This window comes from Haladaptatus sp. CMAA 1909, from assembly GCF_043952005.1.
In the GTDB taxonomy this organism is placed as follows: Archaea; Halobacteriota; Halobacteria; order Halobacteriales; family Haladaptataceae; genus Haladaptatus.
Window position 1 is genome coordinate 1,983,473 of the sequence record NZ_JBIOAV010000001.1, and the last position, 22,214, is coordinate 2,005,686.

Annotated in this window: 25 protein-coding genes; 12 read left to right on the forward strand and 13 right to left on the reverse strand. The window is 63.0% G+C overall.

Annotation, left to right across the window (positions count from 1 at the left end; translation table 11 throughout):
- Nucleotides 1–16 precede the first annotated feature (16 nt).
- Nucleotides 17–931, reverse strand: a complete 915-nt coding sequence (locus ACGYLY_RS10875; protein ID WP_395281603.1) for a dihydrodipicolinate synthase family protein — start codon at nucleotides 929–931, stop codon at nucleotides 17–19.
- 100 nt (nucleotides 932–1,031) lie between these two features.
- On the opposite strand from ACGYLY_RS10875, the gene ACGYLY_RS10880 reads away from it, so the two are divergent.
- Together ACGYLY_RS10880 and ACGYLY_RS10885 are read left to right on the forward strand one after the other, a co-directional pair.
- Nucleotides 1,032–1,298 carry a MoaD/ThiS family protein gene (locus ACGYLY_RS10880; protein WP_395281602.1) on the forward strand — a complete coding sequence of 89 codons (267 nt, stop codon included), beginning with the start codon at nucleotides 1,032–1,034 and terminating at the stop codon, nucleotides 1,296–1,298.
- Nucleotides 1,299–1,415: 117 nt separating this feature from the next.
- A complete protein-coding gene (locus tag ACGYLY_RS10885) occupies nucleotides 1,416–2,060 on the forward strand; it encodes a hypothetical protein (protein WP_395281601.1) in 645 nt (214 codons plus the stop codon).
- A 2-nt stretch (nucleotides 2,061–2,062) separates the two neighbouring features.
- Here the strand turns inward: ACGYLY_RS10885 and ACGYLY_RS10890 are convergent, their stop codons facing one another.
- From ACGYLY_RS10890 to ACGYLY_RS10905, 4 genes are all read right to left on the reverse strand, one after another.
- On the reverse strand, nucleotides 2,063–2,206 hold the full coding sequence (locus ACGYLY_RS10890) for a YHS domain-containing protein (protein ID WP_231184566.1): 144 nt from the start codon (nucleotides 2,204–2,206) through the stop codon (nucleotides 2,063–2,065).
- A gap of 52 nt (nucleotides 2,207–2,258) precedes the next feature.
- Nucleotides 2,259–3,482, reverse strand: coding sequence for an HAD family hydrolase (locus ACGYLY_RS10895; RefSeq protein ID WP_395281600.1), 1,224 nt, complete (start codon nucleotides 3,480–3,482; stop codon nucleotides 2,259–2,261).
- Nucleotides 3,483–3,539: 57 nt separating this feature from the next.
- Entirely contained in the window at nucleotides 3,540–4,877 is a 1,338-nt protein-coding gene (locus ACGYLY_RS10900; protein ID WP_395281599.1) for a RimK family alpha-L-glutamate ligase, read from the reverse strand.
- Between the two features lie 90 nt (nucleotides 4,878–4,967).
- Nucleotides 4,968–5,099, reverse strand: coding sequence for a hypothetical protein (locus tag ACGYLY_RS10905; RefSeq protein ID WP_255665796.1), 132 nt, complete (start codon nucleotides 5,097–5,099; stop codon nucleotides 4,968–4,970).
- 101 nt (nucleotides 5,100–5,200) lie between these two features.
- On the opposite strand from ACGYLY_RS10905, the gene ACGYLY_RS10910 reads away from it, so the two are divergent.
- Complete coding sequence (locus tag ACGYLY_RS10910; RefSeq protein WP_395281598.1) at nucleotides 5,201–6,574, forward strand: nicotinate phosphoribosyltransferase; 1,374 nt, start codon at nucleotides 5,201–5,203, stop codon at nucleotides 6,572–6,574.
- 1 nt (nucleotide 6,575) lies between these two features.
- On the opposite strand, the gene ACGYLY_RS10915 is transcribed toward ACGYLY_RS10910, so the two are convergent.
- The 3 genes from ACGYLY_RS10915 to ACGYLY_RS10925 form a co-directional block, all read right to left on the reverse strand.
- Nucleotides 6,576–8,114 carry a trehalose-6-phosphate synthase gene (locus tag ACGYLY_RS10915; RefSeq protein ID WP_395281597.1) on the reverse strand — a complete coding sequence of 513 codons (1,539 nt, stop codon included), beginning with the start codon at nucleotides 8,112–8,114 and terminating at the stop codon, nucleotides 6,576–6,578.
- A 123-nt stretch (nucleotides 8,115–8,237) separates the two neighbouring features.
- Entirely contained in the window at nucleotides 8,238–8,777 is a 540-nt protein-coding gene (locus ACGYLY_RS10920; protein WP_395281596.1) for a gamma carbonic anhydrase family protein, read from the reverse strand.
- A gap of 72 nt (nucleotides 8,778–8,849) precedes the next feature.
- Entirely contained in the window at nucleotides 8,850–9,701 is an 852-nt protein-coding gene (locus ACGYLY_RS10925; RefSeq protein WP_395281595.1) for an NmrA/HSCARG family protein, read from the reverse strand.
- Nucleotides 9,702–9,936: 235 nt separating this feature from the next.
- On the opposite strand from ACGYLY_RS10925, the gene ACGYLY_RS10930 reads away from it, so the two are divergent.
- The 3 genes from ACGYLY_RS10930 (at nucleotide 9,937) to ACGYLY_RS10940 (ending at nucleotide 12,739) form a co-directional block, all read left to right on the forward strand.
- A complete protein-coding gene (locus ACGYLY_RS10930; protein ID WP_395281594.1) occupies nucleotides 9,937–10,986 on the forward strand; it encodes an NAD(P)-dependent glycerol-1-phosphate dehydrogenase in 1,050 nt (349 codons plus the stop codon).
- Nucleotides 10,987–11,226: 240 nt separating this feature from the next.
- The gene (locus tag ACGYLY_RS10935; protein ID WP_395281593.1) at nucleotides 11,227–11,877 is read left to right on the forward strand and encodes a bacterio-opsin activator domain-containing protein; all 651 of its coding nucleotides are present in this window, start codon (nucleotides 11,227–11,229) and stop codon (nucleotides 11,875–11,877) included.
- A 283-nt stretch (nucleotides 11,878–12,160) separates the two neighbouring features.
- The gene (locus tag ACGYLY_RS10940) at nucleotides 12,161–12,739 is read left to right on the forward strand and encodes a response regulator (RefSeq protein ID WP_395281592.1); all 579 of its coding nucleotides are present in this window, start codon (nucleotides 12,161–12,163) and stop codon (nucleotides 12,737–12,739) included.
- A 27-nt stretch (nucleotides 12,740–12,766) separates the two neighbouring features.
- Here the strand turns inward: ACGYLY_RS10940 and ACGYLY_RS10945 are convergent, their stop codons facing one another.
- From ACGYLY_RS10945 to ACGYLY_RS10960, 4 genes are all read right to left on the reverse strand, one after another.
- Nucleotides 12,767–13,600: an ABC transporter permease gene (locus ACGYLY_RS10945; protein WP_395281591.1), complete on the reverse strand. Its 834-nt coding sequence runs from the start codon at nucleotides 13,598–13,600 to the stop codon at nucleotides 12,767–12,769.
- A complete protein-coding gene (locus tag ACGYLY_RS10950; RefSeq protein WP_395281589.1) occupies nucleotides 13,597–14,532 on the reverse strand; it encodes an ABC transporter ATP-binding protein in 936 nt (311 codons plus the stop codon). The genes ACGYLY_RS10945 and ACGYLY_RS10950 overlap by 4 nt, the downstream gene beginning before the upstream one ends.
- A gap of 64 nt (nucleotides 14,533–14,596) precedes the next feature.
- Nucleotides 14,597–15,430 carry an ABC transporter permease subunit gene (locus tag ACGYLY_RS10955; RefSeq protein WP_395281588.1) on the reverse strand — a complete coding sequence of 278 codons (834 nt, stop codon included), beginning with the start codon at nucleotides 15,428–15,430 and terminating at the stop codon, nucleotides 14,597–14,599.
- Nucleotides 15,427–16,371: an ABC transporter ATP-binding protein gene (locus ACGYLY_RS10960; protein ID WP_395281587.1), complete on the reverse strand. Its 945-nt coding sequence runs from the start codon at nucleotides 16,369–16,371 to the stop codon at nucleotides 15,427–15,429. Before ACGYLY_RS10960 ends, ACGYLY_RS10955 begins: the two co-directional genes overlap by 4 nt.
- A 121-nt stretch (nucleotides 16,372–16,492) precedes the next feature.
- On the opposite strand from ACGYLY_RS10960, the gene ACGYLY_RS10965 reads away from it, so the two are divergent.
- Nucleotides 16,493–16,984 carry a GNAT family N-acetyltransferase gene (locus ACGYLY_RS10965; protein WP_395281585.1) on the forward strand — a complete coding sequence of 164 codons (492 nt, stop codon included), beginning with the start codon at nucleotides 16,493–16,495 and terminating at the stop codon, nucleotides 16,982–16,984.
- A gap of 18 nt (nucleotides 16,985–17,002) precedes the next feature.
- Here the strand turns inward: ACGYLY_RS10965 and ACGYLY_RS10970 are convergent, their stop codons facing one another.
- Entirely contained in the window at nucleotides 17,003–18,808 is a 1,806-nt protein-coding gene (locus ACGYLY_RS10970) for a S9 family peptidase (RefSeq protein WP_395281584.1), read from the reverse strand.
- A gap of 176 nt (nucleotides 18,809–18,984) precedes the next feature.
- On the opposite strand from ACGYLY_RS10970, the gene ACGYLY_RS10975 reads away from it, so the two are divergent.
- The 5 genes from ACGYLY_RS10975 to ACGYLY_RS10995 all read left to right on the forward strand — a co-directional run bounded on the left by ACGYLY_RS10975 (nucleotide 18,985) and on the right by ACGYLY_RS10995 (nucleotide 22,101).
- The gene (locus tag ACGYLY_RS10975; RefSeq protein WP_395281583.1) at nucleotides 18,985–19,317 is read left to right on the forward strand and encodes a HalOD1 output domain-containing protein; all 333 of its coding nucleotides are present in this window, start codon (nucleotides 18,985–18,987) and stop codon (nucleotides 19,315–19,317) included.
- Nucleotides 19,318–19,321: 4 nt separating this feature from the next.
- Entirely contained in the window at nucleotides 19,322–19,516 is a 195-nt protein-coding gene (locus ACGYLY_RS10980) for a hypothetical protein (protein WP_395281582.1), read from the forward strand.
- Nucleotides 19,517–19,600: 84 nt separating this feature from the next.
- Nucleotides 19,601–20,065, forward strand: coding sequence for a hypothetical protein (locus tag ACGYLY_RS10985; RefSeq protein WP_395281581.1), 465 nt, complete (start codon nucleotides 19,601–19,603; stop codon nucleotides 20,063–20,065).
- A 275-nt stretch (nucleotides 20,066–20,340) separates the two neighbouring features.
- Nucleotides 20,341–20,940 (forward strand): hypothetical protein, encoded by a 600-nt coding sequence (locus ACGYLY_RS10990; protein ID WP_395281580.1) that lies wholly within the window; start codon nucleotides 20,341–20,343, stop codon nucleotides 20,938–20,940.
- Between the two features lie 84 nt (nucleotides 20,941–21,024).
- A complete protein-coding gene (locus ACGYLY_RS10995; protein WP_395281579.1) occupies nucleotides 21,025–22,101 on the forward strand; it encodes a glycosyltransferase in 1,077 nt (358 codons plus the stop codon).
- Nucleotides 22,102–22,214 lie beyond the last annotated feature (113 nt).

Sequence of the window (22,214 nt, forward strand, 5' to 3'; positions counted from 1 at the left end):
CCGTACGCGCCGATAATCAGAGCATGTCGAGCGCCCGAAGATCGGATTCGAGCGCCGCGCGGTCGGACTCGTCCATCTTTCGAAGCGGACTCCGAAGCGGGCCGGGGGAGAAGTCCAAATCGAGCACGTCGAGCGCCGTCTTCACGCCCGCCATGTACGCCCCGCCCTTCAGCGCGCTCCGGATCGCATACACCTCGCTCTGGAGTTCGCGGGCCCGTTCCTCGTCGCCCTCGTCGTAGGCGTCGTAGAGGGAGACAATCAGTTCCGGGAACGCGTTCGCGACCGCGCTCACCGTTCCGGTACAGCCGAGTTGTAGCCCCGGAAGAATCAGCGAGTCGGACCCCGAGAGGAACGTCAGTTCAGGGTTGGCGTCGATTGCCTGTCCGAGCCACGGGATGTCCTTGCTCGAATCCTTGAGTCCGGCGAGGTTCGGAATCTCGGCGAGGTCGTCGAGGGTGTCGAGCGACAGCGAGTTGCCCGTCTTGCTCGGGATGTGGTAGATGTACACCGGCAGGTCGACGGCCGCACAGACGCGCCGATAGTGTTCGACCGCCGCATCGTGATCCAACGGGTAGTAGTACGGCGTGACGACGACGAGGCCGTCCGCGCCGACGGACTCGGCGTGTTCGGCGTTCGCGACGGTTTCGTAGGTACTCGGCGCGCCGACGCCCGCGATGACCGGCACGTCGTCCACGGCGTCCACGACCGCTTCGACGACGCCGCGTTTCTCCTCGCTGGTCAGCAGCGGGAACTCGCCGTTCGTGCCGAGCGGGAAGACGCCGTGTACGCCGCCGTCCACGACGTACCGCGCGTGGGCCGCCGTGGCTTCGTAGTTCACCGACTCGTCTTCGTGAAACGCCGTAATCGTGGGCGGAACGACGCCGTGCAGGGAAAGCGGGTCGTCCGTCCCCGGTTCTGGTGCGTGCGACATACTCGGACGCTCGTCCCCCGACCCAATAAGCGGTTTCGTCTCGGGAGCAGTTTTTCGAGACTGAGTAAACTTTTTGGTACAGGGGTTCGAACGTGTGAGTATGAACGTCACAGTCAAGCTCACCGGCCCGATGGTCGCGCGCACCGGAACCCGCGACGCTCGCGTGGCCGTCCCCGACGAGGCAACCGTCGAGGACGTCGTCGAACAACTCGGCGAGCGCTACGGTCCGCAAGTCAGTGCCGGAATCGCGGACGGACTCGGCATCCGCTCGGACACCACCCTCGTCCGGGAATCCGACCACGAACCGCTCTCGGTTCACAGTCCCGTCGAAGCGGGCGACACCGTCTGCGTACAGGTTCACGCCTGAGTCGACACGACGCCTCCCACATCCTCGGTTTCTTTTCCGTTTCATCTCCCTTCGACAGAAAGCTTATATCGGATTATGACACGATACCGTCATGAAGGCTGAACGAGCGGTGGTCTCGTGAATCGGCGGCGAGCCATCGGTGCGCTCTGCTTTCTCCTCGCCGTCGCGTTCGCGGCGAACACACTCTGGTTGGTTCCCGACGGTAACGACCTCCGATACGAGTACCGGGCGGTTGAGTTAGACCACTCGCACACGACCCACTACGTTCGACAGTCCTCATCGGTCCGATACTGTTCCCCGAGGCTCGCTCGCACCTGCGGGTTCGAATTCGCGGCGATACACGGCGGCGTTTCGGTCGGCGCTAACTTCTCGCGTTCGTGGTCCGACTACGAGTACATCCAGACCGGAGACGGGTTTTACGAACCGACCGTCGAGGTGAAAAACGGGACGACCGTACTCACGGCGCGGAACGTCTCGTTCGCCGCCGTGCTAGCGAACGTCACGTACGACCCGGGGGCGGGCACCGACCAGACGGATTCCGAACTCCGGACGGCGATTCGAACGGGACAGGTCCGAACGGGATCGGAGATACCGCTCCCTCTTCGCTTCCTCAACGAGAGCGGCACCTACTACTATCTTCAAACGTCCCACGTCGGACCGGCCCATCCGTTCCTCGCCCCTCGGCTCTTCGCGATCCGCATTTTCCTGTGGCTCGCGACGATTCCGCTCTCCGTGGTCGGCGGCGCGTACTGGTACGACTGAGTTCAGAGGTACTCGCCCGGTGCCTCCTCGAACTCCTCTCGATGGTCGTCCGAACAGAACCGATACTGTCGGCCGAGGTGGCGCGTTACGAACTCCGTTTCCCGATTTTCGTACAGTTCCGTGCCGCAGACCGGACATTCGTTCATGTGCGACCGTTCGCGGGCCGAAGGAAAACCCGCTGTGCCTGCATCAGCAACCCTATCCCAACCGAGCCAACCGATTCAGGGCGTACACCGTCCGAAGCACGTCGCCCGCCTTCCCGCGGTCGAAGATGAGTTCGTCGGTGCGGACCACGTGGTCGAGCACGTCGCCGGATGCGTGTTCCGGCGCGGCACCGATGCCGCAGTCGTTCTCGTTCGCCCACTGCATCACGCGCAGGTCGCTTTTGCTGTCGCCCATGACGAGCGTGAACGGGTCGTCCACGCCGAGGACGTTCAACGCGGCTTCCACGCCGACGACCTTGTTCAACTCCCGGCTTCCGATTTCGGCGGCGTCACCCTCGTAGTAGGCCACGTCGATTCGGTCGAAGGTGTCCCGCACGTCCTTCGGAATCTCCTCGACTTCCGCGTCGGGCGTCCCACCCTTCGCTTCGAGAACGCCGCGAATCTCGGGGTCGCTCTCGGCGTAGTACGCTCGCGCCCACTCGCTTCCGTCCTCGACCACCGTCTCGCCGAGCAGGTCGAGTTGGTAGACGAGCGCGTCGTCGATGACCTCCACCGCCCGCGAACTCCCCGTCTCGAAGTTCGGCTTCATCGTGATGTTGAACTCGTTGCCCTGCAGGTGGGTACACCGACGGAGTTCCTCCGGCGCGGACGAGAGCACCCGCGAGCGAACCGTGTCGAAGACGTCACGGATGTCCTCGTCTAGCTCCTCGAACAGCAACCGTTTCGTCTCCGCGCCGTGTCCCGGCGTAAACACGCCCGTCCCCGCCTCGTAGACGATGCTCACCGTCCCGGAGTGGACGATTTCGTTGCCGAGTCCCTGAATCGTGAACCCCTTCACGTTCTCCAACGTCTGACCCGTGCAGACGACGATGGGGACGCCCTTCTCGTGGAACTCGGTCAGCAGGTTGAGTACCTCCCGCGGAATCTCGTTGTCCGTTCCGCCCGCCGACCGAAGCGTCTCGTCCACGTCCAACACGAGCGCGTTCACCGACCGGCCGTACTTCGAGTAGAGGTCGAGCGCGGTGAACGCCTGGTCGCGCGTGGCGTGGGCCGCCACGTCCGCGTAGGTTTCGCCCGCGTCGAATCCGTCCCGAATCTCGTCCTTCCGTCGCTCCAGTTCGTCGCTCGCGGACTGCCAGTGTTCCAGCGCGACGCGGGAATCGACCGGCGGAAACACGTCCACGAAGTCCTGATACGCTCTGAGCGTCTTCGCGTCGAACTCGTCGTAGAGCCGATAGAGAGCGTCGTAGCGTTCCATACTGGAAGTGGGTCGCTTTCCGGGATAAAGGTCGGGGGCAGTGGACGCGTTTGCCCGTTACTCCTCGATGGTGGTGTCCTCCTCGCCGACCCGCTTGCTGATGTCCACCTGATAGTGTTCGAGGATATCGCGGCCGAGGAGGACCGGGTTTTCCATGTGGCTCCGGTCCTCGATATTTGCGGAGACGGTATAGTGGTTCCCGGCGATGCCGACGACGATATCGACCACCGGACGCGTTCGACTCGACTTCGAACTTCCGGAGCGCACCCGCGAGGTTCGTCGAATCGGCCCCGCACCGACGTCGGCGGCGATACCGGTGTCGATGCTCGTCCGACTCGCGCCGGTGTCGGATTTGGCGACGACCGTCGCCGACCCCGTCGTCCCGCTGACGACGACTTCCGTCGTGTATCCGATGGTCGGTTGCTCCGATAGGTCGCGGCGGCCGGTGGTGGGTTTGCAGGACGGGACGGTGTCGTCGAGCGTCGCGGTCAGGTCCATGACCCGGTCTTCGTCCACGGACCCGCCTGCCGTTTCGATGGCGGCGCGGGCGATGTGCGGTGCCGGACTGTGGCCGGTCGCCTCGAAGAACCCCTTGAACCCGGCGGTCGGGTTGACTTCGAGGACGTACCAGTCCTCCTCGTTCCGGATGAGGTCCACGCCGGCGTAGTCGAGGCCGATGGCGTCCGCCGCGTCGAGCGCTATCCGTGCGACCTCGTCCGTGAGTACGTCGCCCGCCGCGCTCACGTCGCCGCCGAGTGCGACGTTCGTCCGCCACTCCTCCTCCGGGGCCGAGCGGATCATCCCGCCGATGACGGAGTCACCGACGACGTAGACCCGGAGGTCGCTGTGCGGTCCGTCCTCCCCCTGTTCGATGAGTTGCTGGACGAACGCCTGTCGTTTTCCGACGCGGGAGCTGATGGGGGCGTTCAAATCGACCTTCCACGTCCCGCCGCCGTGGGTCCCGATGGCCGTCTTGTATACCGCCTCGGAGCCGTACGGCTCACAGAGTTCGTTGAGTCGCTCCGTGGAAAGCGCGAGTATGGCGTCGGGGACCCGAATCCCCTCCTCCGCCAACCGCACCGCGGCGGCGAATTTGTGCGTCGCTCGTAACACCGACATCGGTCGATTGAGCGTCGGGACGATGCTCGCGAACATGTTCACGAGACCGAGCAGTTCGTCGGGATACTCGGTCTTCGAGAGCAACAACCGATTTGCGATGACGTCCACGTCCGGTTCGAGGACGAGTTCGCCGTCCCGTATCTCGACGGACGTGTTCTCCCGACGAAGCCAGACGGGTTCGTGACCCAACGCTTCGACGGCGTTCAAAATGGCTTTCGTCTCCTTGCTGTTGTGAAGGCTCAAAACACCGACCCGTACCGTCGTTTCTCCCGACATTGGTATGTCATTGGCTAACTTAGCTCAAAACACTTATTGCTCTGTTACTAGCAGTTATTCGGACGTCCGGGAGAGTAGTTCCGTCTCGCCCTATCGAATTCGGTCGAAGACGGTACTCTGGCATTTGCTGCACTGGCGACGGTTGCGCCAGTACTTCTTCCCGCACGAGTGGCACTTCCAGTTCGGCGTGAGGAAATCGGGTTTGAGCGATTCCAAGTTCATGCCACGAAGTAGGTGTTCCACGAATAAACGCCTCTCGCCGGATTTCGGCCGCGAACGTTCTCGCCCCCAACTATTACTGGCGCGGCGTCGTCACGGTGGCTATGGTGGGGACCGATACGGGGAACGGAGAGGGGTTCGGCTACGTAACGCCCGAGAATCTGGGACTGTTCACCGACCTCTACGAGTTGACGATGCTGCAGGGCTACCACGCCGCGGACCACGACCCGCGAGCGACGTTCAGCCTCTTCTTCCGACGGCTTCCGGCGGACAGGGGCTATCTCCTCGCCGCCGGGTTGGAACAGGCGATGGCGTACGTCGAGGACCTCTCGTTCGGCGACCGAGCCATCGACTACCTTCGAAATCGGGGGTTCGACGAGGACTTCCTCGCTCGACTCGTGGAGTTCGAGTTCACGGGGACGGTACGGGCGCTCCCCGAGGGTACGCCCGTCTTTCCCGACGAACCCCTGCTGGAAGTGACCGCACCCATCTTCCAAGCCCAACTGTTCGAGACGGTGTTGTTGAATCAAGTCGGCTTCCAAACCCTCGTGGCGTCGAAAGCCGCTCGAATGCGCGAGGCGGTCGAACGGCACGGCGACGACCAATCGCTCGTCGATTTCGGTGCTCGGCGCTCCCACGGTACCGACGCCGGGATGAAGGCCGCCCGCGCCGCCGCCATCGGCGGGTTCGACGGCACCTCGCTCGTCGCCGCCGGTGAGGAGTTCTCGCTCCCCGTCTACGGGACGATGGCCCACTCGTGGATACAGAGTTTCGAGGACGAACGCGACGCGTTCGAGACGTTTCTCGACCGGTTTCACGAGGACACGATCCTGCTCGTGGACACCTACGACACCGTCGAGGGCGCGAAACTGGCGATGGACGTGGCCAAAAACTACGACGCCGAGGTCGGCGTGCGACTCGATTCGGGCGACCTCGCCCCGCTCTCGAAGGACGTCGCCGAAATCGTCGGGGACCGCCCGATTTTCGTCTCCTCCAGCATGGACGAGCACAAAATCGCCGACTTCCTCCGAGACGGCGGCGTGGCGACGGGGTTCGGTCCCGGCACCGCGCTGACGACCAGTCGGGACGCCCCGTCCCTCGACCTCGTGTACAAACTCACCGAGATCGAACGCGGCGGCGAGATGCGCCCGAGCATGAAACTGTCGTCCGGCAAGGTCACGTATCCCGGCGCGAAAAGCGTTCGCCGCGTCGGTGAGGACGGCTACGAGCGCGATATCCTCGGGTTGCGCGGCGAGGACGGTCCCGGCGAGGAACAACTCGTACCCATCTTCGAGGACGGGGAACGGGTCTCCGACCCGCCCGAACTCGGAGCCATCGCCGACCGGGCGGGCGAACGCCGACGAAAACTACCCGACGAGTGCCGAGCGTTGCGCTCCCCGGCCACCTATCCCGTCGAAATCAGCGACGACCTTCGTGAACTGGCTGACGACGTACAGGCCGAGTTGGTAGCCCGATGAGTTACGCCCTCTCGCCCCGCTTTACGCCCTCGCCGTCTCGCTCCGCCAGCAGTTCGCCCGCCCGCTGCAGCACGTCGTGTTTCCACGCTTCGATGTCGTTCTCCTCGACTTCGGACCACAACCGATCCATTCGACTTTCTCGGTCGGAGAGGTCCATCGTCAGGGCTTCCTCGATGCCGTCCGCGAACGACTCGGTGTCGTTCGGATGCACCGTCAGCGCCGCGTCGCCGAGTTTCTCGTGTGCGCCGACGAGTTCGCTGAGGACTAACACGCCGGGTTCGTCCACCTGCGACGCCACGTACTCCTTCGCCACGAGGTTCATCCCGTCCCGGATCGAGCTCACGAGGGCCACGTCCGACTCCCGGTACAGGGCGGCCAGTTTGGCAACCGACAGTCGATCCTCTATGTAGACGATGGGCTGCCACGTCTCCGTTCCGAACCGCTCGTTTATCCGTTCGACTTCGTCCATCACCGTCTCCCGAACGCGCTGGTAGTCGTCGATTCGACTGCGACTCACGCTCGCCTTCTGGACGTAGCTGAGTCGTCCGCGCCACTCGGGGTTTCGTTCCCACAGCTGTTCGAGGGCGACCAACCGCTGTTCGATTCCCTTCGTGTAATCCAACCTGTCGACCCCGACTGCCAACCGTTCCGCACCGAGCGGATACGCCTCCCGAAGCGACTCCCACGCCTCGTCCGTTTCCGCCGACCCCGCGAGGCGTCGTCGTTCCGCGGCGTCGATGCCGAGCGGGAACGATTCGACGCGAATCGTCCGCCCCTCGTAGCGAATCGTCTTCTCCTCGTGGTTTACTTCGGCGTCCAACGCCGCGGAGACGCATTCGAGGAAGTTCTCGCAGTAGCGGTCGGTGTGGAAGCCGAGGAGGTCGTTCGCCAGCAGTCCGTCGAGGAGTTCGTCGTACTCCGGGCAACTCCTGAGCACGTCCCACGACGGCCACGGAATGTGCCAGAACTGCATGCAGAACGCGTCGGGCGCGGATTCGCGGATTCGTCGCGGTGCGAGCGCGAAGTGATAATCCTGAAACCAGATAACCGCCTCCGACGGGTCCACTTGCTCACGTATCGCGTCCGCGAAACGCTCGTTCGTCTCGCGGTAGTGTCGCCAGAACTCCTGTTTCGGCGTCATCTTGGCCGTGTCGGAGTGACACAGCGGCCAGAGCACCTGATTGCTGTAGCCGTAGTAGTAGTTCGTCACCTGTTCGTCCGTGAGGGAGACGCGCTTCAGGTCGTACGCGGGCGAGTCGGGCGGCACGCGCACACACCCGTTTTCGTCGCTCATCTCCTCGTCGCCGTCGCCGCTCCCCCACGCGACCCACGTGCCTCCGGTGCTCGCCATCATCGGGTCGAGTGCCGAGGTCAGGCCGCCCGCCGGTCGGACGACTCGAATCTCGTCCCCATCCCGTTCGTGAACGTATGGCTCCCTGTTCGACACGAGGACCAATTCGCGGTTTCCGAGCGGAAGCGTCGCGGAAGCGGCATCCCCTTCTTCCGGTTCGGAGAGAGTGCCATCTGCGGTTTCGTCCATTATAGTTGTCGCTCGTTCCTTTCTCGGGGAGTGAAACCAATCACTGCGTGGGTTGCGCTGGCAAGTTCCTTTATTATCCTCGAAATCCCAATCGAGACCATTTTCCCCGCGCCTGGATGCGTTCTAACCGTCACTCGGCCCGTGTCCATCCCCCTCGAACAGCGCTCCGTGACGTTCCGCGAGTCCGGTGTACTCCCCCGAGGAGTACGACTCGAATATCTCCTCCGCGTCGATGGTCGTCTCCGCGAGCGGCGTCACCCGTGCGGGAACTCCGCGAACGAACGATTCGGGCGGAATGTCGGCCGATTCGGGCGTGACCGTCCCCGCCGCGACGATGCTCCGCTCGCCGACCGTTACGTCCGTGTTTATCGTCGCGTTGAACCCGACCAGCGCCCCGTCGCCCACCGTCGCGTCGTTCAACACCGCCCCGTGACCGACCATCACCCGGTCGCCGACCGTCGAGGCGTGTAGGACCGCGTTGTCGCCGATGTGCGATTCTCGGCCGATTCGGACGGGAGCCACGTCGCCCCGGAGGACGGCACCCGGCCAGACGCTCGCGTCGGCGTCGATTTCGACGGTTCCCACCACGGTCGCCTCCCGGCAGACGTGGGCCGATTCGTGTATCGACGGTTCACCCCCTTCGAACCCGTACGTTCGAACCATACCCCTGACACGACGTTCTCGGGGAAAGCTCTGCTGGGGATTCGAGGCGAGGGACCGATTCGGCGAGAACGGCTACTCGCCCCATTCGTGTTCGCGGAGGTACTCCTCGAACAGCGTGAACTCCACGTCGTGGTTCGCCCGCAGCTCGGCGAGGTCGATGGGCGCTTCCTGCCGATTGAGCCAGCGGTACATCGCCGCGTAGTCCTCCCCCGCCCGCTTTTCGAAGGTGTCGATGGGAACGTGGTCCGCCGTCACGTCGATGCCGATGCTCTCCGAGAGTCGAACCGCCATCGCCGAGAGCGTGAGTTCGTCGCCCGCGATGTCGATGCTCCGTTCGACGTAGTTCGCCCGCCCGTGGAAGGCCTCCGCGACGATCGCGCCGATGTCGTCCACATCTATCAGGTACATCGGAACGCGCGGTTCGAGCGGCATCGACAGCGTCTCGTTCATCACGTCGTCGCGCATGCCCTCCAGATTCTGCATGAAGGACACCGGCCTGACGACCGTGAGCGGCAAATCGAGGTTGGCGAGGCGGCGTTCGATGGTGTGTTTCGTGTCGAAAAAGGGCACGCCGCTGTCCCTGTCGGCACCCCACACCGAACTGAACACGAAGTGGTCCACGCCGTGTTCGGCGGCGACCTCCCCGAGGTTCGTCCCCTGTCCGACCTCGGCATCCAATCCCGCTTCCGACGTGGTGACGCCGTAGACGCCGTCCATGTCGGCCATGGCGCGCGCGAGCGACGCCTCGTCCAAGAGGTTGCCCTCCACGACTACCGCACCTAACTCGTCCAGTTCCCGTGCCGCGTCGCTCCCCGGGTCCCTCGTCAGCGCGTGAACTTCGACTCCCCTGTCAATGAGGTGGCGCGCGACCGCTCCTCCCTGTCTCCCCGTTGCTCCCGCCACGAGCACTCGTTCCGGTGGCATGACGGGCAGAGAACGCCGCGAAGTCGCTTAGTCGTTGTCGCCCCCGTTCGGCGATAGCGACGGAGCAACCACAAGCCGACGAGGAGCGAACCGAGGACCACCCCGAACTGACGGTCGCGCTGGAAAAGTGGGGCACCGAGCCGCCTCGATAGAGCCACATCCGGAAATCGACTGAACAACCTCGGCGCGTCGTTGGAGGGGAAACTGTTTGACCGCGCACGAGAGAGTGTCGGATATGTTCGAGAAATCTTCGTGGATTCGCCTGCCGCGGAACGTCGTGGTGGGCCATGGCGTTCTCTCGGAGACGACGGCGGCCATCGACGAACTGCATTTGCACGGAACGCCGCTCCTCGTGACGAGTCCGACGCCGAACGAGGTGGCGGGCCAGCGCGTCGCGGACCAGTTCGAGGAGGCCGGATGGGGAGTCGAAACCGTGGTCATCGAGGAGGCGAGTTTCGCGTCCGTACAGCGCGTCATCGACGTGGCGAACGAGGTGGAGCCGGGATATCTCGTCGGCGTGGGCGGCGGGAAGGCCATCGACATCGCCAAGATGGCGAGCGACGAACTCGGGCGAGGGTTCGTCTCGATTCCGACGGCGGCGAGTCACGACGGCATCGTGAGCGGGCGAGGGTCGGTCCCGGAGAAGGACACGCGCCACAGCGTGGCCGCGGAACCGCCGCTCGCCGTCGTGGCGGACACGGAAATCATCGCGGACGCACCGTGGGAACTCACGACCGCGGGGTGTGCCGACATCATCAGCAACTACACGGCCGTCGAGGACTGGCGGTTGGCGAAGCGGCTCCAGAACGTCGAGTTCCACGAGTACGCCGCGACGCTGGCGGAAATGACCGCGGAGATGCTGGTGGACAACGCCGACACCATTCGGCCCGGACTGGAGGAGTCGGCGTGGGTCGTCGTGAAGGCCCTCGTCTCCTCGGGCGTCGCCATGAGCATCGCGGACTCCTCGCGCCCGGCCAGCGGGGCCGAACACCTGTTCTCGCACCAACTCGACCGAATCGCGCCGGGGGCGGCGCTGCACGGTCATCAGGTCGGCGTCGGGTCCATCATCACGGAGTACCTCCACGGCGGCGACTGGCAGGGCATCCGCGACGCGCTCGCGACCATCGGCGCGCCCACGACGGCGGAGGGGTTGGGGATCGACGCCGACACCGTGGTCGAAGCGCTCACGACGGCCCACAGGATTCGGGACCGATACACCATCCTCGGAAACGGAATGAGTCGAGCGGCCGCGTTCGAGGCGGCGGAAACGACGAAAGTAATCTGAATGGTACGCGTTGGATTTCGTTCGGATGGAGCGTTGATTCGTGAACCACGTACGAGTACTACGGAATCGATACCGACAGGAACGTGACGGATTACGGAGTCGATAGCCGTTCGGTTCGGAGATTGAACGCACTTCGTTCCAGTAACGTTTTTCGATGAGATGACGGCGATTATGCTCGAATTTGGCAACAACATTGAATACCCCAGCGTAACTGATTTCTCGTGGTGGTATCGAAAACAGATGAGTTCCATCGTTGAGATTTCGATATCCGCCGACGAATTTGCACTCGGCCGCGCGTTGCGTGCGGATTCGCAGGTGCAAATCGAACTCGAACGTGTCGTCCCGGTAGGAATGTCGATGTTCCCTTTCTTCTGGGCGCGCGGTGACGATATCAGTCGGTTCGAGGCGGCAGCACGCACCGAACCGGCCGTCAACACGCTCACAAGGATCGACACTCGGACCGATGATACGTTGTTCCACGTCGAATGGAACGACGAGATCACGAACCTCGTCCACGGAGTCGAAGAAGCCAACGCGACTATCGTGGAAGCGAACGGGACGGCGGACGACTGGACGTTTCATCTTCGGTTCCCGGCACAGGAGGAGATGTCTACGTTCCAGACGTTCTGTCAACACGAAGAAATTCCGCTGCAGGTCGAACGGGTATACTCCATGCAGGAACGGGCGGTTCACGACTCCGCGGGTGTCACACCCGCACAACAGGAAACGCTCATCGCTGCCTACGAAGGGGGATACTTCGAACGACCGCGCGGGATCACGCGTGAAGGGTTAGCCGACGAACTGGGAATATCTCCACAGGCCGTTGGTGGTCGTCTTCGACGCGGATATGCGAACCTCATCGCCGGACTACTCCGTCCGATGAATGGATAGCTCGTTGAATCAGCAAGGCACTTAAGTGTGTTTCGTAGGAAACATGTGGTCTCAACTACTTCGGGCCACATCGTTTCTACGTGACTGGACGCTCGGAAACGGCGACGCTGGTGGACTTTCATCCGCTTTACAGCCACTCCGTTAGAGACTCGTCCGATACTCTCGAAGCGAGTCGGACTTTTCACCCGCGGTCGGAAAGTGGAACCCGCCATAATGAACTGTGGACGACGCCATCGTCCGTATCAGCCCGGAATCCGTCCGTCCATCGTCCCGGAGGCCACGAATGACTGACCACCGAATACTCGTCGTCGACGACGAACAGCCGATTGCCGACCTGTTTGCCCGGTGGCTCGAAGACGAGTACGACGTTCGAATCGCATACAGCAGTGCGGAAGCGCTCGCATCGCTCGACGACACGCTCGACGTCGTCCTCCTCGACAGGGACATGCCCGAGACGAGCGGCGACGACGTTCTAGAAACGATTCGAAGCCGCGATATCGACTGCCGGGTCGGGATGGTGACGGCCGTCGAACCGAGCTTCGACGTGCTCGCGCTGGGCTACGACACGTACGTCGTCAAGCCCGTCACCGAGCCGAGCGAACTGCACGACGTCGTGAAAAGCCTCCTCCGCCGGTCGACCTACTCGACCGACGTTCGGAGACTCCTCGCGCTCTCGTCGAAGCAGGCGACCCTCCAGGCACGAATCGACCGGTCCGAACTGGAGAACCACGAGGAGTACCAAGCACTGATCTCGGAGATACGAAGCCTGAAACGGTCTCTTTCGACGACGTTGGACCGGATGGACGACACCGAGTTGGACATGGAACTGACCACCAACGCTGTCGCTCCCGAAGGGACGTAAGGCGAAAAGATCTATTTTGGTGCGGGTTTAGCTGATGTCCGCTCGTTCGAACCGCCAGTAGCCGAGCGTGACGGGAACGATCAACCAGAACGCGAGGATGACGAGCGAGAACCACCCTTCGAGGTAGAAGGGGGCGCTTCCTTGAACGAGGTCGGCGTACGGGCTCGTTGCACTCGGGTTATTCAGGAAGAACGCCGTGAGCGAGTAGGCGTTCTTCGGATTAATGATCTGGAGGAAGAAGTACCACCCGGGAAGTCCGTTCGCCATGTTCGGCATTCCGCCTTCGACGAGGTAGTACACGCCCAGTGGGACGATGTCCCAGATGAGCGCGAAGAGGAAGTACAGGCCGATGGCGAGCGCCATCGCCCGCGAACGGGTGGACGTCATCGCCGAGAAACCGATGGCGATGCCGACGAACACCATCCCGAAGATGAACGTGACGATACCCTGCACGAGGAAATCCGCCACGGGGAACGTGCCGTACTGGACGAAGAGGACGATGGCACCGGCGACGAACGCGACGACGGTTGCAACTGCGACGATGCCGGACCGTCCGATGAGTTTTCCGAAAACCACGTCCCGTCGAGTGTGCGGCAGGCCGAGGAGCAGCTTGATGCTCCCCGATTCACGCTCGCCCGCGATGGCGAGGTACGCGACGACGAGCGCCGCGAGGGGAACGAGAAGGGTTGCGGGCGAACTGAGGAGCCCGATGGCTTGTTTCGCGGTGAAATCATCGGTGAACGCGCTCACTCCGTACATCACACCGGCCGTTGCCAGCACGAACAACACCGTAATACCCCACAGCATCTTCGAGCGGGCGGCGTCCTCGAAATCCTTGCGCGCGACGACGGCCCAACTCATGCGTGGACCTCCGATTCGACGCGTTGGCTCTCCGAACCGGTCGTGTAGGCCTCGAAGAGGTCTTCGAGCGACGATTCCTTCGTCCTGATGTCGGAGACGGTTGCACCCGCCTCCTCGACGGCGTTGATGACCTTCGCCTTCGCACCCGCGTCGGTGTACGTGACGTGAATCTCGTTGCCCTCGACGGCCGTGTTCGTGACGCCCTCGACGTTCTCCAATCCGACGTTCGGAACGGTGTCGACGGTCAGGATCATCGTGGCACCGGTTCCGGCCGCGTCCCGGAGGCCGTCGATGGTGTCGACGGTGATGAGTTCGCCCTTGTTCATGATGGCGACGCGATCACAGACCGCCTCGACTTGGCTCAAGATGTGGCTGGAGAAGAACACGGCCGTCCCGCGGTTCGCCTCCTGTTGGATGATTTGGCGCATCTCCTTGACGCCGTGCGGGTCGAGACCCGAGGAGGGTTCGTCCAGAATGAGCAGGTCCGGGTTGCCGACCAGCGCCATTCCGAGAACGAGGCGCTGGCGCATCCCTTTCGAGTACCCGCCCGCAGCACGCGAGGCGTCGTCGGCGGAGAGGCCGACACGGTCGAGGATTTCGTCCGCGTCCTCGTCCGTCCCCTTGGAGTCGATGGCGAACTGGATGTGTTTTTTCCCCGACAGCCGTCCGTAGAGGTCCGTCGCGTCGGGCAGAATTCCGATGCGTTCGTGGATCGCCTGAGTCTCCGCTTGGGCGTCGTAGCCGAGGACCGTCGCCGTCCCGTCCGTCGGACGGATGTAGTCCATCAGCATGTTGATCGTCGTCGATTTTCCGGACCCGTTCGGACCGAGGAAGCCGAACACTTCCCCTTCCTTCACTTGGAGGTTCAGGTCACGGACCGCGACCACATCACCGAACCGCTTGGTGAGACCAGTCGTTTGTATGGCGGCCATAACGGTCATATAATTCCTAGGGTAGTTAAATGTATGCTGCCATGATAAATCATCGCACGCCCGTTCATCCAAGGTCCGCGCGCTCGAACCGCCAGTAACCGAGCGTAAGCGGGACGATCAACCACAGTCCGAGGATGACCAGCATGAACCATTTCTTCAGGTAGAACGGCACAGTGGCGTCCTGTGCGAGTACGCGGAAGTAGTAGAGTTGCTGTTGGTTGAACACGAGGTCCGCGGCGCGCTGGAACGCGTAGGGCGGACTGATGAGATACACGAACTCGTACACCTGGGCGGAGAGGTGCATGCCGAGCGTGTCGTCGGCGACGAATCGAAGCGCCGCCGATGGCGAGATCGCCGGAATCGTCCAGAGGACGTTGAAGACGAAAAAGACGCCCACCGAACTTGCCATCGCCCGCGAGCGGGACGCACACGCGGCCGAGAGGCCGACGGCGATGGCGATGTACGTCACCGCGAAGAAGAGGAACAGCACGAAGAACTGCGCCAAAACGGCGATATCGACCGATGCGAGGAGGAGCGACCCTTCGACGGCTGCGATGGCGAACGCCAACAACAGGCCGAGGGAGACGACGGCCGACCGGCCGACGAACTTTCCGACCACGAGGTCCAGGCGCGTGTTCGGGAGTCCGAGGAGGAACTTGATGCTCCCCGATTCGCGTTCGCCCGCGATGGCGAGGTACGCGATGACCAGCGCGCTGATGGGGATGATGAAGATGCCGACGAGCGCGATGAGTCGGAGCACGTTCGTCATGGTCACGTCCGACGGCGCGACGTAGACCGTCAGCGCCAGCACCGCGACGTAGAGGGCGATGAGCGCCCACAGTCCCTTCGAGCGTCGGGAATCGATGAAATCCTTTCTCGCGACGGAGACCCAACTCATGCGGAGACCTCCACGCGCGCGTCGGGGTTCTCGCCGGAGTCGTCACCCGTCGTGTAGGAGGTGAACAGTTCTTCGAGCGACGCTTCCTCGGACTGAATGTCGGTGATGGTCCCCGCCGCGTCCACCCGCTGGACTACGCAGGGTTTCGTCGCGGGGTCGGAAAACGACACCCTGAGGGTGGATTCCTCGACGGACACGTCGGAGGCGCCCTCGATGGAGGTCACGTCGAGGCCCGTGGGAACCCGTTCGACCGAAAGGAGGAGTTGCGAGCGGGCGCCGGTCAGTTCTCGAAGTCGGTCGATGGTGTTCTGTGCGACGAGTTCGCCGTCGTTCATGATTCCGACGCGGTCACACACCGCATCGACTTCGGAGAGGATGTGACTGGAGAAGAACACGGCCGTCCCGCGGTCCGCCTCCCGCTGGAGGAGTTCGCGCATCTCGGCGATTCCGTGCGGGTCGAGGCCCGAGGAGGGTTCGTCCAGAATGAGCAGATCCGGGTCGCCGACCAGCGCGGCGGCGAGCGCGAGACGCTGGGTCATCCCCTTGGAGTAGCCGCCGACCTTCCGGTCGGCTTCCTCCTGTGTCAACCCGACGCGGTCGATGAGCGTCGCAGGGTCGTTGGTCGCGCTCTTCGCATCGATGGCGAATTCGAGGTGTTCGCGCGCGGTCAGTCGGTCGTAGAGGTGATAGCCGTCGGGGAGGATTCCGATTCGGTCGCGGATGGCGCGGGAGTCCTCCTGTGCGTCGTAGCCGAGGACCGTCGCCGTGCCGCTGCTGGGACGCATGAAATCCAACAGCATGTTGATGGTGGTGGATTTCCCCGCCCCGTTGGGACCGAGAAAGCCGAATATTTCGCCTTCCTCGATCGTCAAATCGAGGTCGCGAACCGCGACGACGTCGCCGAACCGCTTCGTGAGGGACTTGGTTTCGATGGCGGCCATGGCGGGACTTTCGATGCCGCCTACAAAAGTTTTCTCCTGATTGACAGCTATCAGCATGTCAGTTGATAGCATAAGACAACCTCTTGAAAGGACTATTGACCGACAGGAGCCACCACCTCGAATGGTCACGTCCGAACTTCGTCCCGCACGACCGACCGACGCCGCCGCGATTCGACGCGTCGCCCGCCGGTCGTGGCACGCCGCCTACGACGACATCATCGGCGCGGATGCCGTGGACGACACCATCGACCGGTGGTACGACCCGGACCGACTCCGCGAGAGTACGCGGGAACCGACCCACGAGTTCTTCGTCGCGGAACGCGACCACTTCGTCGGGTTCGTCCACGTCGCCCCGAGCGACGAAGCGGGAACGTTCGAACTCCTCCGCATCTACGTTCTTCCGGACGAATGGGGGACGGGGTTGGGAACTCGCTTGTTGACCCGCGTCGAACGGCGATTGGAGGAGCGTAACGCCGACCGACTTCGGCTGGTCGTCCTCGCCGACAACGACGTCGGCGTGGGGTTCTACGAGTCCCGCGGCTTCGAGCGAGTCGAGGAACGGGAAGACCCGACGCTCGGCGTTCGGGAGTACGCGTACGAGAAGGAGTTGTGAATCAGGGAACCGCCGCGCTCAGACGTACTCCTCCAGGAACGCCGCAATTTTCGTGTACGCCTCGATTCGGTTCTCCAGTTTCGAGAAGCCGTGGCCCTCGTCGGGGAAGACGAGTTTCTCGACGGGGACGCCCTGTTCGGCGGCCTCCTCCGCGATCTGTTCGGCCTCGCCGACCGGAACGCGCGGGTCGTTTTCGCCGTGCAGGACGAGCAGTGGCGCTTCGATGTGTTGGATGTTGTTGATGGGACTGACGGACTCCAGAAAGTCGCGGTCGTCTTCGAGCGACCCGTACTCGGCCTCCCGGAGTTCGCGCCGCCAGTCGCCCGTGTTTTCGAGGAACGTGACGAAGTTGGCGATGCCGACGATGTCGATTCCGGCGGCCCACAGGTCGGGGTACTCCGTCAGCGCCGCGAGGACCATGAAGCCGCCGTAGGAACCGCCCATGGCGACGATTCGGTCGGGGTCCACGACGCGCTGGTCGTGGAGCCATTCGACGCCGGCCTCGACGTCGGCGACCGAGTCCATCCTCTTTTCCACGTCGTCCAAATGGGTGTACTCCTTGCCGTAGCCCGACGACCCGCGGACGTTGGGTTCGAAGTAGGCGTAGCCGCGGTTCAGGAAGTACTGTTTGACCGCGCCGAACGACGGGCGGCGCTGGCTCTCGGGACCGCCGTGGATGTCCACGATGACGGGTGTTTCGCCCGCCGTTGCGCCGTCGGGGACCGAAAAGAACGCGGGAATCGAGCGGCCGTCGAAGCTCTCGAAGTGGACGAGTTTCGGGCGGACGAACGAGTCGGCCGGGAGTCCGGCGGTCGATGCGTCGGTCCAGCGCTCGGCCTCGCCGGTTTCGGTTTCGACGACGTAGACGTTGGTGTTGCTCGCGCTACCGGTGACGGAGATGGCGAAGCGTTCGGCGTCCGGCCCGAAGCTGACTCCCCCCGCGATTCCGCGCGGCAGGTTCGGCGTCGGGAACTCGCGGATGGTCGTCCCGTCGGTCAACTCGCCGACGGTGAGTTCAGTGTAGCCGTCCTCGTTGCGCGAGTAGACGAGTCGCCCCGTCTCCTCGTCGAGCGCACAGCCGTCGACGTTCCAGTTCCCGCCCTCCTCGACGAGTTCGATGTCGTACGTGTCGAGGTCGAGGCGGGCGAGATACATCGTGTCGGCACCGTCGTCGGTGACGAGGTAGAGCGCGTCGCCGTCCGGCCCCCAGTTGATGCCCTGATATCGGACGTTCCCCTCGTGCGGCGTGACGTGTTCGGTGTCGCCCGATTCGATGTCGAGGACATGGAGGTCGCGGTCGAACGAGGAGTGCGATTCGACCACCACGAGGCGGTCATCGTCGGGACTCCATCCGGCGAGCGAGAGCCATCCGTCGCCCTCGTACACCATCTCGGCGTCGTCTCCGGTCCCGGTGCGGTCCTGTACGTACACGTCGAAGACGGCGTTGTCCCGTCGGTTCGACGCGAAGGCGAACTGCGACCCGTCGGAGTTCCACCCGCCCCATCGGTGTTTGGCGTCCGGCATCGCCGTCAGCGGCGTGACCGTTTCGCCGTCGCCGTCGAGTCGGAACAGTTGCTGGCGTTCGTTCCCGCCGTCGTCCATCCCGAAAGCGAGTTCGTCGCGCTCCGGCGACCACGAGACGAACGTCACCCGCTCGTCGTAGAAGGTCGACTGCTGGGGCCACGTACGTGGGCCGTCCAACTGCCACACTTGTGGAACGCCGGTCGTATCCAGGAGGAAGCTAAGCCGCTCTCCCGTGGAATCGAAGGACGCGCCGTAGGCGTTTCGAACGTTCAGGTAGCGCTCGAAATCGTAGGAGGTCATCGTCGATGGGTTTCGGTGCTGACGGGATAGTCCTTTGCTCGCCGGAATCCGCGCGTTCTTGACCGGGATAAAATAGACAGATAAAACACATTTCATGATACTTAAAGAATGGAGATACAAAGGCACAGACTTTGAACGACCGATAACTTGATTTGTACTACGTTTCGTGATATAGTATGGATACGACATCTCAAAATTCTCATAGTGATTCGGATTTGATACACCAGTTCTCGTTCGATAGCGCTGAAACCGACAGCATCGTCGTCGCTGTCAGCCTCGCGGTGTCGGAGGTGACGGGGACGCCGATGGAGAAGATGCCGCCGCTACAGAGGACGCTCGACTGCGACGCGCTGGAATCGTTGTTCGACTCGTTCGATGTGGACGACATCCTCGGTATCGGGACGGTACAGTTCCCGTTCCACGGATGTACGGTGCGCATCGACACGACCGGGATGGTACAGGTGTACGACGACACACCTCGATTGGGTGCTGGCGGCACCGGGTACTAGCACAGTGGTGACCGAACTGGAACTCCTATCGGTGGCCGAATTCGAGGACGAACTCGGTCAACTGCTCGAAGTGAGCGCACAGAACGGAATCGACTTCGACCGGTCGTGGACGTTCCGACTCCCCAGCGATGACGTCCCCGACGTGATGGTCGAAATCACGTGTTTGCGAAAGCCTTCTTCTGATTCCGTGGAACAGTAATGACGCAGTTCGACGCGTAAATCCATCGTTTCCCTCCGGTAGCCGGTGTATAACAAAAACCCCTGCGTGAGACGCCCGGACGCCATGCAGACGAAAAAACGACGCGTCCTCGTGACGGCCGTCATCTGCCTGTGTATCGCCGGAAGCAGCGGCGTCGTCGGGACGACGCACGGACACGCTACCCACGAACAACGGCACGCGACGAACGCGACACACGACGCTATCAGGGTCGAGTTCGTCAACGATTCGACCGCCGTGGTGTACGGCACGGCGGAACGCGTCGGCGTCGGAACCGCGTGGAACGCGCCGGACGGTGCCGCAACGTCGTACTTCCAGTACGGCCCGGTGAACGGGACGACGCGTATCGCCGTGCCGCGCCAGGGTATCGACACCACGATAACCTACGTTACCGTGTACGACGACACGCACGCGACGCCGGTGCTGACGAGACAACACGGTGCCACCGCGGGGAGTTCGACGAACGCGACGGCCACATCGAACTGCCGAACGTCGCCGTCGGCCCGAGAACGCGTCGATACTGGACGATAGACGAACACGGCAGAAGTACAGCCGAACGCGGCGCTTTTTCGCGGAATCGACCAAGAATGGTGCTGTTTTCTCGGGCCAATCGACAGGTAACAGTCGATTGAGTGGCCACTTCCCGTGAAAACGCGTCGTCCGCACTTCCTCCGAGTCGGCCGGGTCGACCCCGTGTTTGTCAGACGATAAACTGTTTATGGCGGCGGGACATCGCCGGATACGGGGTAAACGGAGTCGCTGATTTATGCGGTATCTCGGCGTCTACGCCCGACAGGGTGGGAGGAATGAATACGACACATTCGCGGGAGCACGCTGACCGGACACGGTCACGTGCGTTTTCAGAACAGGAGGTGTACGATGCGGTGAAAAACTTGCGACGGAGGTACGTTCTTTACTCGCTCAACCGGCAACAGGAGTCCGTCGAGTTGGGGGAACTCGCGGAGCAAATCGCCGCGTGGGAGAACAACATCGCGCGGGAGGAGGTGACGCCGGAGCAGCGCAAATCGGTGTACAGCGCGCTGTATCAGACGCACCTCCCGAAGTTGGAAAACATCGGTATCGTCAGTTACAACCGGGATTCGAAGGAGGTGTCGTTCACCGACAGCGCACGGGACTTCGAACTGTATCTCGCAACCGACGCACAGACGACGATTCCGTGGCACAAACTCTACGTCGCGCTCTCTGCCGTCAGCGCGTTTCTCCTCGTGCTCGCGTGGCTCCGCTTCGTTCCCGCATCCGGGTTCCAACTCGCGGGGCTCGTTCTCGGTGCGTTCGGTGTGACAGCTATCGCACACTTTTACGACCGCCACTGTTGGCAACGACGATTTCAGGGTGCGACCCCGGACCTCGCCGTGGAGTTCGGCGACGATGGCTGGTTCCAGTGATCCAGTTTCGACAGATCAGATAAGTTCCACTATCGGCATCCAGATGAAAGAAGACTTTTACTTTCTCGTTTCGTGGCGGGGAGTATGCGCGTCGCGTTCGTCGCAGAAGTGACGGCCCAACACGAAGACACGGGGAGAACCCATCGACTTCGACGTATCGCGGAGTTGCTCGCGAACCGCGGCCACGAGATAACCGTCCTCTGTGCTCAGTGGTGGGACGGCGACCACGGGACGTTCGAGCAGGACGACGTGGAGTACCGCGCGGTGACGAAGGACCCGCCGGGTCAAACGCCGTCGCGACGCTTCGCACTCTCGCTTCCGGGCGCGCTCCGCCGGACGAAACCCGACGTGATTCACGCCGCCGCGGTGCCGAAACACGTCCTCGCGGCGAAGACGGCGAGCAAACTCGCGCGCGCACCGCTCGTCGTGGACTGGTACGAATCGCCGTCCGAAACGATCGGAACGTCCTCGAAGTCGCTCCGAATGGCGGCACGGGCACCGGACGAAGTCATCACGCCCTCCGAGACGATACGAACCCGCGTCCGGGAATTGGGCGCGGACGGGGACGACGTGCGGGTGATTCCGAACAACATCGACATGGACGCCATCCGCGAGGCGCAGGTGGTCGAGGGAGCCGACATCGTCTACTCGCGCCGTCTGGACGAGGACGCCAACGTGGAGAGCCTCTTTCTCGCGCTCGCCGAGCTCCGTGACAAGGGATGGCACGCCGTCATCATCGGCGACGGACCCGAGCGCGAGGGGTACGAGCGACAGGCCTCGGACCTCCGTATCGACGACCGCGTGGAGTTCACCGGCGCACAACCGGTCGAAAAACGGATACCGGTGTTTCGCGGCGCGCACGTTTACGTCCAGACCGCCCGGCGCGAGGCGTTTCCGACCGATCTGTTGCGCGCGTTGGCGTGCGGCTGCGTCGGCGTGGTCGAGTACCACGTCGAATCGAGCGCCCACGAGTTAGTCGAGCAGGAGGACCGTACCTTCCGAACCACGAGCGAGCAGGAGCTCACGGAGGCGCTTCGGTCGGCCGCCGAACTCCCGCAGATGACGGAAAACGAGGAGTTCGAGCGCTACGACACCGATCCCGTGTTGGAGCAGTATCTCGATTGCTACCGCGACGTACAGGACTCGTACGGTTTCTTCTAACGGAACGTCCAGCGGGTCAACGACGGATTATAGAGCGGGTGAAAGGCCTACCGCCGACTAACGAGGGGGTTCGAGCGGTGGCGATGGGAATATCGAGCATCGATACCGTCCGG

Bases quoted from the DNA above. Each gene is read 5' to 3' on its own strand.
- ACGYLY_RS10960 (WP_395281587.1), bottom strand. From the start codon at position 16,371: ATGGCCGCCATCGAAACCAAGTCCCTCACGAAGCGGTTCGGCGACGTC.
- ACGYLY_RS10995 (WP_395281579.1), top strand. From the start codon at position 21,025: ATGCGCGTCGCGTTCGTCGCAGAAGTGACGGCCCAACACGAAGACACG.
- ACGYLY_RS10935 (WP_395281593.1), top strand. From the start codon at position 11,227: ATGAGTTCCATCGTTGAGATTTCGATATCCGCCGACGAATTTGCACTC.
- ACGYLY_RS10930 (WP_395281594.1), top strand. From the start codon at position 9,937: ATGTTCGAGAAATCTTCGTGGATTCGCCTGCCGCGGAACGTCGTGGTG.
- ACGYLY_RS10910 (WP_395281598.1), top strand. From the start codon at position 5,201: ATGGTGGGGACCGATACGGGGAACGGAGAGGGGTTCGGCTACGTAACG.
- ACGYLY_RS10940 (WP_395281592.1), top strand. From the start codon at position 12,161: ATGACTGACCACCGAATACTCGTCGTCGACGACGAACAGCCGATTGCC.
- ACGYLY_RS10900 (WP_395281599.1), bottom strand. From the start codon at position 4,877: ATGTCGGGAGAAACGACGGTACGGGTCGGTGTTTTGAGCCTTCACAAC.
- ACGYLY_RS10950 (WP_395281589.1), bottom strand. From the start codon at position 14,532: ATGGCCGCCATACAAACGACTGGTCTCACCAAGCGGTTCGGTGATGTG.
- ACGYLY_RS10905 (WP_255665796.1), bottom strand. From the start codon at position 5,099: ATGAACTTGGAATCGCTCAAACCCGATTTCCTCACGCCGAACTGGAAG.
- ACGYLY_RS10875 (WP_395281603.1), bottom strand. From the start codon at position 931: ATGTCGCACGCACCAGAACCGGGGACGGACGACCCGCTTTCCCTGCAC.
- ACGYLY_RS10915 (WP_395281597.1), bottom strand. From the start codon at position 8,114: ATGGACGAAACCGCAGATGGCACTCTCTCCGAACCGGAAGAAGGGGAT.
- ACGYLY_RS10985 (WP_395281581.1), top strand. From the start codon at position 19,601: ATGCAGACGAAAAAACGACGCGTCCTCGTGACGGCCGTCATCTGCCTG.
- ACGYLY_RS10970 (WP_395281584.1), bottom strand. From the start codon at position 18,808: ATGACCTCCTACGATTTCGAGCGCTACCTGAACGTTCGAAACGCCTAC.
- ACGYLY_RS10975 (WP_395281583.1), top strand. From the start codon at position 18,985: ATGGATACGACATCTCAAAATTCTCATAGTGATTCGGATTTGATACAC.
- ACGYLY_RS10955 (WP_395281588.1), bottom strand. From the start codon at position 15,430: ATGAGTTGGGTCTCCGTCGCGAGAAAGGATTTCATCGATTCCCGACGC.
- ACGYLY_RS10990 (WP_395281580.1), top strand. From the start codon at position 20,341: ATGAATACGACACATTCGCGGGAGCACGCTGACCGGACACGGTCACGT.
- ACGYLY_RS10945 (WP_395281591.1), bottom strand. From the start codon at position 13,600: ATGAGTTGGGCCGTCGTCGCGCGCAAGGATTTCGAGGACGCCGCCCGC.
- ACGYLY_RS10925 (WP_395281595.1), bottom strand. From the start codon at position 9,701: ATGCCACCGGAACGAGTGCTCGTGGCGGGAGCAACGGGGAGACAGGGA.
- ACGYLY_RS10895 (WP_395281600.1), bottom strand. From the start codon at position 3,482: ATGGAACGCTACGACGCTCTCTATCGGCTCTACGACGAGTTCGACGCG.
- ACGYLY_RS10965 (WP_395281585.1), top strand. From the start codon at position 16,493: ATGGTCACGTCCGAACTTCGTCCCGCACGACCGACCGACGCCGCCGCG.
- ACGYLY_RS10920 (WP_395281596.1), bottom strand. From the start codon at position 8,777: ATGGTTCGAACGTACGGGTTCGAAGGGGGTGAACCGTCGATACACGAA.
- ACGYLY_RS10890 (WP_231184566.1), bottom strand. From the start codon at position 2,206: ATGAACGAATGTCCGGTCTGCGGCACGGAACTGTACGAAAATCGGGAA.
- ACGYLY_RS10880 (WP_395281602.1), top strand. From the start codon at position 1,032: ATGAACGTCACAGTCAAGCTCACCGGCCCGATGGTCGCGCGCACCGGA.